Origin of the sequence: Acinetobacter sp. D009 (genome assembly GCF_038562025.1) — a bacterium.
Taxonomy (GTDB): Bacteria; Pseudomonadota; Gammaproteobacteria; order Pseudomonadales; family Moraxellaceae; genus Acinetobacter; species Acinetobacter pittii.
This window is the reverse complement of the sequence record NZ_CP151886.1, coordinates 1,076,017-1,089,650: the sequence shown is the minus strand read 5'-3', so window position 1 is coordinate 1,089,650 and position 13,634 is coordinate 1,076,017. Positions and strand designations below refer to the sequence as shown.

Below are 13,634 nucleotides of genomic sequence, written 5' to 3'. Positions count from 1 at the left end.
ATATAATAAGTGATGATGAATAATGCGCTGTCGGACATTTTTCACAATCAAACCGAACTCTCTCGTGAACGGTTAAGCTTTTGTGAAGCCAATATTAAAGATCTTAATGAATGGGTCACTACCCTTTCTATTATGCAACTCGGTGATACGTCAAAAGCATTATTCACAGCTATTTTAGAGCTCAATGAATTAAAATGTAGTGAAACCTTACGTTTCGACCTCATACAAACGCTTCATCCGACCATTAACAATGTACTCGCCAGCCTAGAGAAAAACTTCTTTAACCAAGGCGTGATTAGTACAGATCGTAATGAGCACATTATTGAATTAGCGATGTTGCTCCGCTGCTATTTCGCCAGTATTTATCTAAATATTGCGCAAAATAGTCATGAGCAACTCCAGCATCAAAAGTTTTCAATCTTTGCCTATAAGCAAAAAAAGAATCTGCAAACGGCGCGTACTTTATCGACGTTTCATGCGCTACAACAATTAACGAGTCTCCTTTATCAGCAGCACATGCTTTATAGCGAGCCTCTTAAAGGTCAATGGTTAATAGCGCATCAGCTCTATGAAACCGCAGTTCAGCACAAATATCATCTCATCAATATCAATCATATTCAGGGCATACAGCACCCTTTAGCGAATATTACACAAGCTTATGCTCAGTTGATTTTGCTGGATATTTTAAATACAAACCAGATTCGTCAGTCAGAAATTCAGGCATTGTTTCAATGTAGTTTTGACTGGGCAAGAATGATTCATATTTTGCCGAAAGATACCGCATTAACGAAATATGTGGTCGATCCAAATAAAGACCACCCACCTGTTTATAATACAAAGCGTAGCTCTAACTTTAACCCTAGCATCTTCATCGGTACGCAAGCTTTACTTGAGCATGTCACTGCAACCATGCATAAAAATGCTCAATATATTTCTAAAAATGAAAAGTTTTATTTAAGCCCTGCTTTAAAGTTTCATGTTCAAACGATTTTAGGAACCACGGCTCAACGTCGCCATGAACGTTATGAGTATAATGCAGAGCTCCAAATTTGTTTTGGTTTAAGCACTGCCCATTTCTATCTATCAAAAGCAAAAAACTTTGAAGAAACGCTACAGCTTAACCATAACTATAATTTACAAAGCGAATCTAAGGTTTTATCCAACTTAGAGAAAAAAGAACAACAAACAAGCTCTTATCAACGCTTGAGTCGTGAGAGTAAAACCATTTATCAAACCACCGTTCTCGATATTAGTGTCAATGGATATCGTATTAAATGGTCTGGCGAAGCACCAAAGAACTTAAGAACTGGTGAATACATTTTAGTTAAAGAAACTTTGCATGGACAATGGCGTGGCGGTGTGATTCGCTGGATTAAACAATCGACAGAAAAATCCCTAGAGTTAGGTTTAGAGATTTTGTCGCAAGCCATGTTCCCTTGTTCAGTGCATATTCAAGCTGAGCGTCATACTCGCAATTATCATCCCGCACTATTACTACAAACACAAAATCTAGAAGAAATACAAAATACGCTTATTTTACCGGGCTCTCAAATTTTTAGAGAGCAACAAACAATTCATTTACGATTGGGGACAGAAGAAATCAAAGTGTATCTACTCAAAGCACAACTCATTACGCAAAGTTTTATCCAATTTCATTTTGAACTTTTGAATGAGCAGCAACAAGGTCTGCTTGATCAGTTCATGATGAAAAAGGGTAATAACTCTAGCACTCAAGATTTATGGGAAGCACTAAAGTGAGAAACTCTTTATTATCTAAAAAGTTAAAACGTACTGAAACACGTTTACTCATTATTGATGACAACCAGCTACGTTATAACCAGATTTTAAATTTATTATTGGGGAATGATTATCAAGTTCAGGCATTATTACTTGATGATTTAAAAAGTTTTGAAAAACAGTTAAATACGCCGTGGGATGCTATTATTTTTGGTCGTGCTTATGACCTAAAAATTGAACAAACTCTCTCCCTCATTCAAGCATCTGAGCAGCCAAATTTACCTGTTTTATTATTACAACCTGAAGATTATCAGCCTCAGCAATATCAAGCTTATATTCAAAAAGGCATTTATGATGTAGTTCCATTAGAACCATTAGATTATTTTTATATCACTCTTATTCGGACCTTATCGTATAGCCACTTATTGCAGACTGAACAACGCCTGACAAATGAGTTAGAAACAATTCACTCCCATACACAAACATTGGTCAACAATAGCCATAAAGCAGTTGCCCTTTTTCAAGAAGGGATGCATGTTAAGGCAAATACAGAATACCTCAATCTTTTTGGATTTAAGCAAGAAGACGAGATTCTTGGCCTGCCAATCTTAGATGTTTTACAACCTGATGATTTAAATGTTTTTAAACAAAGATTTAAGAAAATTTCATTAGGCCAATTTGATCAGGCCCGTTTTGAAATTCAGAGTCAACATGCAGCAATCGCAGGTAACAATGCTCTAAAACTAGAGTTTATTCCTAGTCAGGAAGAAGATGCCGTACAGCTAACCATTGACTACCAACTGGATTTAGCAACACCTGCAAATACACTTTTTTCAGAAAAGAGTTATGGTGTGCAAGCACCTTGGCAACAAATTAATCGACAACTATCGACCTACCCTGCTCAAGCCAATGCATTAATTTTATTTAAATTAAATCAGTGCCCAGAGCGAGTATTTCAACAAGATTGGCAAACTCCTGCACAATATTTTAATCAGCTGCACAGTTTCTTAAAAGAACACGCGCAAATGCCGATTTTTAATATTGAACTTGGTGCATATATTGGCATTTTACAAGCTGAAAACAGCACAGTCCTTAACTCCCAACTGACTAGTCTGCAAAGTTTGCAAAAAGAGTATTTATTAAAGATTAATGAGCTTAATTACTCGATCCAATTTAAGTTGAGCTATGCCCCGATTACTGAACCTTTAAATGAAGATAGCTTTTCAAGCTTACTTGCTCAAACAAGTCAGCAAGAGTTACCTAAGGCGCAGGCAGAAATTGAGTTGGCACCAACCATCGATATTATCGCTCCCGTGCCTGTCAAATCCTCTATATCGCTTGATCTAAGCCTTGAGCAAGTCGATGCTCCTTTGCAATCTTCGTTATTGCAGCAATTAAAGCAGCAGTTAGCTCGAAGTGAAATTCATTTAAAATATCAGCAGATCTACGATAAACACGATCAAGAAACCCATAACTATGAGGTGACTAGCGGTTTTATCAGCGATGAACAATGGTATGACATAAATGACTTGGCTGAATTAAGAGAAGACAGTGAGCTTTCTATTCAATTAGATCGCTGGATTTTGGTTGAGGCATGTAAGCAACTACATAACTTTATTACTCAGTACCCGAAAGCTAAACTGATTATTAACCTGAATATTGATATCTTGCTCAAAGATAAATCTTTCCCTGAACTCATTTCGAAATTACTCACCATTATTGGTAGTAAGCTTGAAAGCCCACTGGTTTTACAATTTTCAGAACAAGCAATTCAGCCTCATCTTGCAATTGCCCAGCAACACATAGCTCGCCTGCGTCAACACGGCGCAGAAATTTCGATTCGGGATTTCAGCTCCTCTATGTATAGCGAATTAATATTGCAACAACTAGACGTTCAATATTTAAAACTGCAATCGAAGAAAACTGAGCTATTGAACTCAGATGATGGTTTAGCATGCTTACAAGAAAAGGTTTTGAACTATTTGACAGTAAAACCTGTAGGGATTTTACTGAGTGATCTAGATGATATGAACTTATTTGCTAACGCATGGAATGTGGAAACGCGTTTCTTGCAAGGTCGCTATTTCCAGAAAAAACTTGATCGATTAACAGACGTACAAGACCAATAATGGTCTTGTAGTGAAAAACAAAAAACGGGCATAAAGCCCGTTTTTTGTTTCGTGTTGCAGTATTAACGCTTGATAGAGCGAGACATACCAGCAAAACGTTGTTTGAATTTGTCGATACGACCACCAGTGTCTACATTCTTTTGCTTACCAGTGTAGAATGGGTGGCAAGCTGAACATACGTCAAGGTAGATAGTTTCTTTACCTAAAGCAGAACGAGTTTCGATTACGTTACCGCAAGAACAAGTTGCAACTAATTTTTCATATTTTGGGTGAATATCGGCGCGCATCGTCGATTACTCCTAATTGGAAGAAAGGCTTAAGCTGTCATCGCAATTGATCACTCTCAACTAAGTTGAGGACAGGCTCAAAATGAGCAGATCAACACCACAACAGACCATTCTTTTGGCCCACCGAAACCTCTAGGGTTAGAGCTAAGCACAACAAGTGGGCAGCATTATACGTCAAATAATTTTCTTTTGCGAATTAATCTTTCGATTTAGCCCAGTAATTTGCAATCACGCCACACAACATTAATTGGATTTGGTGAAAGATCATAATAGGCAAAACGATCATGCCTAATGGTTGGCCAATAAATAAGATTTGCGCCATCGGAACACCACTTGCCAAGGTCTTTTTAGAGCTACAAAAGAAAACCGTAACTTGATCTGCTCGGTTAAAACCTAAAGCACGTGGTAGGTAAAGTGCTAATAGCATAATGACTGTTAAGAGCACTGAACACGCAATTGTTAGAATGAGTAAAGTTTTCCAACTTACTTGATGCCAAAGTCCTGCAACTACTGCTCCACTAAATGCGCCATACACCACCATCAAAATCGAGCCTTGATCGAATGCTTTAACAATACTCGGAACTTTTGCCATATAAGGGAAAATATAAGGACGTAATAATTGACCTAAAATAAATGGCACTAACAGTAATAATGTAATTTGTATAATTGAAGTCGTCGGGTCAAATCCATGTTGGCTTTGGCCTAAAATAAAAAAGCTCACCAAGACTGGTGTAATAAACATACCAATCAAGTTTGAAAAAGATGCACTGCACACCGCTCCCGCCACGTTCCCTTTTGCAACCGACGTAAATGCAATAGAGGATTGAACTGTAGAGGGTAAAAAGCACATAAATAAAAAACCCCAGTAGAGCTGTTGACCTAACAGAGGTAATAAAATTGGCTTAGCCAACAGACCAATCACAGGGAAAATAAAGAAAGTAAATGCGAAGACCAGTAAATGCATTTTCCAATGCAAAATACCTTCAATTACAGCCTCACGTGATAGTTTCGCGCCATGCAAAAAGAATAAGATTGCAATTGCGACTGTGGTCAGTGTATTGAAATATTGAGCTGCTTGACCACTGACTGGAAAAAATGTTGCTAGTAGTACCATTCCAACCAATAAAATTGTAAATCGATCAAGCGCCAATAACTTCAGCATAGCCATATCCTATGATTATTTTAGATAAATAAAAAACCCAGTTGATAAATTGACCATTTGGTCAAGCGTTCATCATACTGGGCTAAAAAAATAAAGCTAGACTTTTAAGAACTAATTCTTAAAGCATCACAGTCAATTTTTAGTTATTTTTTGCATTAGCATCTTGTTGAATCAGTTCGACTTTATAGCCGTCTGGATCTTCAACAAATGCGATAACAGTAACACCACCTTTCATTGGCCCCGCTTCACGCACAACTTTGCCACCACGTGCTTTAATTTCTTCACACGCTTTGTAGGCATCGTCAACACCAATGGCAATGTGGCCATAGGCATTGCCTAAATCATAACTTGATGTATCCCAGTTATGGGTAAGCTCAAGCACGGTATTGGTTTCTTCATCGCCATAGCCAACAAATGCTAGTGTAAAGCGCCCTTCTTCATAATCACGCTTACGAAGTAACTTCATCCCTAATACTTCGGTATAGAACTTTAAAGATTGTTCTAAATTGCCTACTCGCAACATTGTATGAAGCATTCGCATGTTTATTCACCTGCCTTTTCTGATTCATGTGTTTGATGATCTCTTAGCAATTTTCCAACCCAAACCACTAAGATCAAGATTGGAATACCAATAAGAGTTGTCATCAAAAAGAACTTTGGGTATCCAATATTACTGACTATGGTACCTGAATATCCACCCAAAAGTTTTGGAGTAAGTGTCATGAGTGAACTAAAGATTGCATATTGAACAGCTGTAAATGAAACACTCGTTAAACTTGAAAGGAATGCAATAAATGCCGCACCAGCCAAACCAGAAGCCAAGTTATCGACAATAATGGCAAAATAAAGCCATAAAGAACTATATGGTTTAATGACCTTACCGCTGACTTCCACTGGTTGACCAGAAAGTGGATCAATATAAGCTACCGGTTCAATATTCACATCAAGTTCACTTTCCGCTTTTTGATTTGAGCTAACAGCATATGGATGAGATGCAGAAAGTATTTTTTGTTCGCCATCCATTACAGCTACGTTAAGCTCTTTACTGGTCGATGCCACTAGTTTTTTTGCATCAATGGCTGCACTAAAAACACCTTTTTGATCAGTCATTTTTGCATCAAAATTTTGCCCATCAAGGCTAATGATAATTTTTTGCGTAGGAGTTAATGCTTGTCCAAAGTATTGCCCTCGAACCACAACACTTCCCTCACCATCTTTGAGTGAGACCTGATCATTGCCCATAACAGGTAAAATTTGTAGAGGCGATTTAGCTAACTCAGTTGTAAGTAATGGCTGAGTACGTGTAACAGGCGCTACATCATTTGAAGCATAAGCAGCTTTTACTTCAATTTGTTTTGTTCCGCTAAAAGCAGAACTTGGTACTTCTAATTTCCATAATCCGACTTCATCTGGCTTGACTTGATAGCTATGTTCACCAACTTTTACGTCTACCATATCTAATGGCTGACCAGATTTTACTAGTCCAATAAAAATTAAATTGGTAGAGCTAGCCAAAACAGCACCGACAAACATCAGTTTCATAATGTTGATGCGCTGTGCTAAAAGACCACCTAAGAAACCGCCGACTAAACTAAATAGTACTCCATAGATTTTAACTGCTTCTGCAATTTGCTCTTTACTGAAGTTAAGATCTTGGTAGAACACATTAGAAATAACACCAGCAATAATGTCTGAAATACGGAAGAAACCAATAAGTAGCAACAACACTAATGCAAGTTTGACACCATAGCGTTTAAAGAAATCTAGAATTGGTGCAATCCATGTCTCTTTAGCCATTTGCTGGTTAACCACACCAATTTTAACGAGTAGATAACCTACAAAAATCGCAGCAGCAGTTGCAGTTAAAAATCTTAAAGCCTCTAAACCAAATAACGCAGCACTGTCTTTAATATTGCCAGCTTGTGAAATGGCCTCGGTAACCTGTCCCGAATAAATATAAGTGACTACGAATGAAATAACGGCAATAAAAAATACGAGAACCAAACGGTAGTAATCACTACTCTTATAATTTTTATAAACTCGATTTACAACAGGCTCACGCACAAGTAGGGTCGTGACAATACCCACTAACATAACGCCTGCCATGGTTAAATAAGTCGTTTTCCAGGCTTCGTAAATGTAATTACCTTTAGCAGTTCCCAAGTGGGCAGCTAGAAATAATGCACCCGCTCCAGCCACAATCATGCCAATTCGGTAACCAGCATTATAGGTAGAGGCCAATACCGTTTGCATTTCTGTTTCTGCTAATTCAATACGGTAAGCATCAATCACAATATCTTGGGTTGCTGCCGAGAAGCCAAGTAATACAGCACCTACCGCCATTTGAATAAGATAACTTTGACCTAGAGAAGGATCAGAGAAAGCCATAATACAAATAGCAAGAACGATCAAACACTGTGCAATTAACAACCAAGCTCGTCTTCGGCCTAACGTTTTAGTTAAGACAGGCACAGGTAACTCATCAATAAGAGGAGCCCAAACGAACTTAAAAGAGTAACCTAGGGCAGCCCAACTAAAAAAAGTGACTGCACTTTTATCAATGCCCGCCTCTCCAAGCCATAAAGAGAGACTAGAGAAAATTAATAAAATCGGAATTCCGGCAGAAAAACCTAGAAACAGCATAATTAATGCACGGCGATCTAAAAATGCTTTAAAAGCCGAGACCCAACCCGAAGCTTGTGTGGTCATTCGTTTTTTATTTTCCATAAATTATAAATGTGCCTATTCAAACCCTTCTTACAATTCCTTTCAAGATTCTTTATGCAATCAATTTTGTTTTGGCGATAAAAACGGCAAGTTTGCTTGATATTTTATGCTAAACCTGTATACCTTTAAGCTTCAACCTTCGTTTTCTTTTGCTGGATATCAACAGTGACACAAAAACTTGATCAAGTGACCATCTCAACTTTATCACTCGCTAAAACAAACACCACAAACGTCACAATAAATGCATTTCCTTCAGCTTTTGAGCAACCTGATATAAAAATGACTTTGGATAAAACAGCCTTAAAACCCGAACAACTAACACATATTCCAGATTTTGAAAAAATTCCAGCTTCTACAAAACGTATAAAACCGCTTAATAACTTTTTAGGGCAAGACCGTGCCAAAGCATCGGTAGAAGCGGGTATTTCTTTACCCTACTCTGGCTATAACATTTTTGCAGTAGGAACAGCAGGCTTGGGTAAACGCACCATGATTAAGCGTTTACTCCAACAACATGCGAAAACAATGCCTACCCCAGATGACTGGGTATATGTCTATAATTTTAAGCAAGCACGCCAACCACTTGCTTTACGCTTCCCTGCTGGACAAGGAACCAAGTTTCAACATGCCCTTCATCAAACTTGGCAAATTATTTTAAAACAGCTTGAACGCCGTTTTAGTGCCGAGACCTATCATAACCGCATTGAACGTATCCGTGAGGAAACTGGAGATGAGCAGCAACAAGCGCTTGTCGAGTTAACCAAAGAAGGTGAAGAGCTCGATTTAAAACTCATCTCCCGCAATGAAAAGCATGGCTTTGTACCTGTACAAGTAAAAGATGATCAGGTGCAAGAACTCACCCAAACAGAAATTGATGCTTTAAATACTAAGCAACGTGCTGAAATTGCAGCGAATGTTCGCTACATGGATAAAAAGCTCGAGCGTCTTGGTTTGCATTTAGGTGATTTAGAAGATGACGCACGTGACAAAGTCTCTGTGTTGAATCGAGACATCGCGACCCAAGTGGTTAAGCCACGCATGGATTTGATTTTAAATAAATATGGTCAAGTCAAAGGCCTTGAAGATTATTTAAAACAATATGCTCAAGATGTAATTGATAATGTTGAACTCATTTTAGAGCAAGAAGAAGATGACTTTGCTCCGGCAATGTTCAATCGTGTGCCTGCACGTTATCAGGCCAATGTAATTGTCTCAAACAAACCAAACAGTGGTGCACCGGTTATTTTTGAAGATTTCCCAACGCACTACAATTTGCTTGGTCATGTTGAACAACTTACTCACAACGGCACAATTACCACAGATTTCACTCTCATTCGTCCAGGTGCTCTACATCAAGCGAATGGTGGCTTTTTAATGCTTGAGGCCGAGCAATTACTCGAACAGCCTTATGCATGGCAAGGTTTAAAGCGTGCCTTGAAATCAGGTCAGCTCAAGCTTTCTTCTCTTGAACATATGCTGACGTTAACAGGCTCTATCTCGATAGAACCTGCTGCTGTTCCACTTGATATTAAAGTGGTTCTTATGGCAGAACCTGAAATTTATTATGAAATTTTAGAAGTAGAACCAGAGCTTGGCAGTGTCTTTAAAATTCGTGCAGATTTTACCGATACTCTGCAACGTAATGATGAAAATGAACAAGCCTACATGCAGCTAATTGCTGATTATGTACAAGCGGATAAATTACTTCCGTTTGACCGCAGTGCTTTAGCAGCTTTACTTACCGACTCAAGTCGTCAGGCAGAAGACCAAAGCTCACTGTCATTACATGCTTCAACTTTGGGCGACCTGATTCGGGAAGCACATCACCATGCTTTTAAAGCTAATGAAAAGCTTGTAACTGACCAGCACATTAACTTGGCACTACAACACAGACAGTATCGCTTAGGCTATTTAAGAGAGCTTTACTGGCAAGATCTGTCACGTGGAACTCAGTTAATCGAGACTTCTGGTCATCGTTTAGGTCAAATCAATGCCCTCTCTGTTATTCACTATGCAGATGTTGAGTTTGGTTTACCTTCACGTTTGACTGCATCAGTTTATCAAGGCGGCGGCGATATTCTTGATATTGAACGTAGTGTAGAACTTGGTGGTTCACTGCATGCCAAAGGCGTGTTGCTCATGTCTAGCTTCTTGAAAGCTCACTTTGGTCGTGAACAGATTTTACATTTCTCTGCTGCTCTAGCCTTTGAACAAAGTTATGGACAAGTAGACGGCGACAGTGCAACAGTTGCCGAGCTTTCTGCATTAATTTCTGCAATTAGCCAAATACCAATTGATCAATCTTGGGCAATTACGGGTTCTATGAACCAGTTAGGCCAAGTTCAACCAATTGGTGGTGTAAATGCAAAAATTGAAGGCTTCTATGATGCGTGTAAATTACAAGGTTTAACTGGTAAACAAGGTGTCATTATTCCACGTCAAAACATGCAGCACTTGATGTTACGCCAAGATGTAATTGATGCGGTACAAAGTGGTCAATTCCATATTCATGCGATTGATACTATTGATCAAGCGCTTGAAATCCTAATGGCCCGCCCTGTCGGAACACTCGACAAAAAAGGTAAGTACAGTAAACACTCTATTTATGCTGCTGTAATGGAGCAACTCGAATATTGGCAAGCCATTGAAGATGGCGCAGAAATTGAAGAGGAGCCAAAGAAGAAAAAGAAAAATAAGAAAAAAATTAAGAAGCATGAAGAGCTTACAGCGGAAGATCTACCACAAGAAAGTGTAGAAGAAGTCGCAACCTTAAAACAGAAGTAATAAAAAAGGGCCTGTCCAATACAGGCCCTTTTTACTTTTAGAGTGGCAAAATTAACGAACGATTTGGATCGCTCGTCCTCCTGCTAACTGACTAAAATATTGTTTAAGTGCTTCAACACAACGCTGAATTTTCATTGGCTGTTGGTCATGCTTGGCAACTTCTGCATACAAAGTAAAAGTTGGTAATTTCCAATCTGGCATGAGTTCAATCAAAGAACCATTTTTTAACTCTTTTTGAGCATCTAAATATAAAATTCTTGCAATACCATGTCCTTGCTGACATAACGCTTTTGCAACTTGTAAATTATTGCTCTGCAAACGGCTTTGCATTTCAACATTAAGTGTTTCGCCCGTTTTTACATGTTGAAAATGGAAATGGTGCGCGTCATTCATGACATTAATTGATAATAACTCATGATCTCTTAAATCATTAGGATGCACAATTGGACTAGATTGATTCAGATAACTTGGAGAAGCTACTAAAATCTGATCGACAAAAGCCATTGGAATGACAGAGCTACTTTCTTCTACCGGCGTAGAACTCATGCGCACTGCAATATCAATTCGCTCTTCAATTAAGTCGATATAACGATGCCCAACTTCAAAATGCACAGATAAACCGCGATGAGCTGACATCCAGTGAGATAACGCAGGAATGAGGTGCTGAACTGCTAAATCAGGAGTAGTTGCGATACGCAAATCCCCAATTAAGTCATCCCTCAACTCATTAATTCTGATTTTCCCCCTTTCAGCAGCCGCCAACATTTCTTGACAGCTTGAAAAAAAAGCCTGTCCGGCTTCTGTCAAACTGAGTTTACGCGTGGAGCGATGTAATAGAATTACATCCATTTCATGCTCAAGGGATCGAATCTGCTGGCTCACTGCACTTGTTGTAATTCCTAATTCACGTGCCGCACCACTAAATGAACTTTTTTCAACCACACAAGCAAAAACACCCATCGCACGAAGCTGATCTAACATAGGTTTCCTCAAATCTAATTCTAAATTTATAAAAAAATGCTTATTGTTGTAATGAAAGCAACCAATTATATTATACGAGGAAACCTAAGTTTTATGCATTAGCTATTTTGGTAAAAGATTTATAGGATTAATTGGTTTTCCATCCAAACGGATCTGGAACTCAAGCATGACCTGAGAAGCCCCAGTAGAGCCCATCTCGGCAATTTTTTGTCCAGCAGTTACATTATCACCGCTTTTCACCAACATCTTGCTATTGTGGGCATAGGCACTGATATAGCCGTCAATATGCTTAATTAAAACCAGATTGCCGTATTCTTTTAAGCCATCAGCTGCGTAGACAACTTGACCATCTGCTGCGGCATAAATAGGGTCACCCTGATTTCCACCATAACGGATTCCTTTGACATTATTTGCCAAATTAAACCCTTGAATCACTGGCCCATTGGTCGGTTTTATCCAGCGTAAACTAGAATTTGGTGCAACCGAAGTCACTGTCGTATTCGTTGACGGTGCGGTCGTTGTAGGCTGAGTTACTGGTGTAACAGGTTGTGTGGTTGGTAGAGCAATAGTTTGACGTTTGATTTGCTCAGGTTGTGCCATGACTTGCGTAGATACTGTTCTTGGTGAAGAACCTTTCTTCAAACGCAAAGACTGATTAACATAAATACGATATGGCGGAGCAATATCATTCATTTCGGCAATACTAATATAGTCGAGGCCATAACGCATTGCGATACCACTTAAAGTATCACCTGAACGAACAGTGTAATAGTTAGGAGCCATTGCATAGCGAGAACTATTATTAATTTGTGGTTTAGAAGCACACCCTGCCATAGCAACGGTAAAACCTACAGCCACAGACAACAACATAATTTTCATTATTTTGTCTTTTTGGATATGCACTCTGCTTTGTTGCCCAATTAAATGCATTGATCTCCCTCACTAAATGCTACAAATCATTTCGGCTAAGAGTACCAAAAAAGTAAGAGGAAACACGTTCCTCTTTTTCTTTATTCACAAAGTTATAACATTCGAGGCAAATTATTGACTCAAACTGATCTGTAAATCTTCTAAAACAGCGTAATTTGTTGCATCCATTTGAATAGGGGTAACACTTACATAACCGTTTGCAACGGCAAAGAAATCAGATTGAATCTGGCTAGAAACACGTTGCGGATCTGTAACCGCCTCGCCTGCTAATCCAATCCAGTAAACTTGACGGCCTCGTGGATCGACATGACTGGTAATAGGCTTAGATTGAGCACGGCGACCTTGATATGTAATCTGCGCCCCTTTTAACTGCGGTACGTCAGGAATATTGATATTAAAGATATGTCGCGGAGGCAAAGCTGGTAATCCGCTTGCAATAAAATCATGTACCCACTGAGCAGCCTGAGCATAATCTTCTTTATCGTTATAAGCACGTACATCAGGACCCGCTAAAGACACGGCAATTGCAGGTTGTTTCATTAAACGACCTTCAAATGCAGCCCCTACTGTTCCCGAATATAAAACATCATCACCTAAGTTCGCACCACTATTGATTCCGCTCACGACCAAGTCAAACTCAAAATCAAACAAACCATTCATGGATAAATAAACACAATCTGCTGGTGTACCATTCACTGCCCAGACATCTTCGGCAATTTGAATGGGACGTAATGGTCGATCCAATGTTAATGCACTTGAGAAACCACTTCTTTCACTTTCTGGTGCAACCACAACCACGCGTCCAAGTGGTCTTAATGCTTCAGCTAAAGCCTGTATACCTGGCGCAAAAACACCGTCATCATTCGCTATCAAAATATTCACTAAAATCTTTCTCTA

General features: G+C 38.9%; 10 protein-coding genes. 3 read left to right on the top strand and 7 right to left on the bottom strand.

Going from position 1 to position 13,634, the window contains the following annotated elements:
• Nucleotides 1-12: 12 nt before the first annotated feature.
• Nucleotides 13-1,758, top strand: a complete 1,746-nt coding sequence (locus tag AAC388_RS05080; RefSeq protein WP_005073306.1) for a hypothetical protein — start codon at nucleotides 13-15, stop codon at nucleotides 1,756-1,758.
• Complete coding sequence (locus AAC388_RS05075; protein WP_342371281.1) at nucleotides 1,755-3,866, top strand: EAL domain-containing protein; 2,112 nt, start codon at nucleotides 1,755-1,757, stop codon at nucleotides 3,864-3,866. The genes AAC388_RS05080 and AAC388_RS05075 overlap by 4 nt, the downstream gene beginning before the upstream one ends.
• Before the next feature lie 62 nt (nucleotides 3,867-3,928).
• Here the strand turns inward: AAC388_RS05075 and rpmE are convergent, their stop codons facing one another.
• The 4 genes from rpmE to AAC388_RS05055 all read right to left on the bottom strand — a co-directional run bounded on the left by rpmE (nucleotide 3,929) and on the right by AAC388_RS05055 (nucleotide 8,042).
• Nucleotides 3,929-4,153, bottom strand: a complete 225-nt coding sequence (gene rpmE, locus AAC388_RS05070) for a 50S ribosomal protein L31 (RefSeq protein WP_001200845.1) — start codon at nucleotides 4,151-4,153, stop codon at nucleotides 3,929-3,931.
• Between the two features lie 196 nt (nucleotides 4,154-4,349).
• Nucleotides 4,350-5,321: a bile acid:sodium symporter family protein gene (locus tag AAC388_RS05065; RefSeq protein ID WP_342371280.1), complete on the bottom strand. Its 972-nt coding sequence runs from the start codon at nucleotides 5,319-5,321 to the stop codon at nucleotides 4,350-4,352.
• A 133-nt stretch (nucleotides 5,322-5,454) separates the two neighbouring features.
• Entirely contained in the window at nucleotides 5,455-5,856 is a 402-nt protein-coding gene (gene gloA / locus AAC388_RS05060; protein ID WP_017402777.1) for a lactoylglutathione lyase, read from the bottom strand.
• A 2-nt stretch (nucleotides 5,857-5,858) separates the two neighbouring features.
• Nucleotides 5,859-8,042 (bottom strand): MFS transporter, encoded by a 2,184-nt coding sequence (locus AAC388_RS05055; protein WP_233733082.1) that lies wholly within the window; start codon nucleotides 8,040-8,042, stop codon nucleotides 5,859-5,861.
• 165 nt (nucleotides 8,043-8,207) lie between these two features.
• Between AAC388_RS05055 and AAC388_RS05050 the strand changes: the two genes are divergently transcribed.
• Nucleotides 8,208-10,826, top strand: a complete 2,619-nt coding sequence (locus tag AAC388_RS05050; RefSeq protein WP_005067989.1) for an ATP-binding protein — start codon at nucleotides 8,208-8,210, stop codon at nucleotides 10,824-10,826.
• Nucleotides 10,827-10,877: 51 nt separating this feature from the next.
• Here the strand turns inward: AAC388_RS05050 and AAC388_RS05045 are convergent, their stop codons facing one another.
• From AAC388_RS05045 to surE, 3 genes are all read right to left on the bottom strand, one after another.
• Nucleotides 10,878-11,807, bottom strand: coding sequence for a LysR family transcriptional regulator (locus AAC388_RS05045; RefSeq protein ID WP_002118686.1), 930 nt, complete (start codon nucleotides 11,805-11,807; stop codon nucleotides 10,878-10,880).
• 102 nt (nucleotides 11,808-11,909) lie between these two features.
• Nucleotides 11,910-12,737 (bottom strand): peptidoglycan DD-metalloendopeptidase family protein, encoded by an 828-nt coding sequence (locus AAC388_RS05040; RefSeq protein WP_126645817.1) that lies wholly within the window; start codon nucleotides 12,735-12,737, stop codon nucleotides 11,910-11,912.
• A 111-nt stretch (nucleotides 12,738-12,848) separates the two neighbouring features.
• Nucleotides 12,849-13,619, bottom strand: coding sequence for a 5'/3'-nucleotidase SurE (gene surE / locus AAC388_RS05035; protein ID WP_005073294.1), 771 nt, complete (start codon nucleotides 13,617-13,619; stop codon nucleotides 12,849-12,851).
• Nucleotides 13,620-13,634 lie beyond the last annotated feature (15 nt).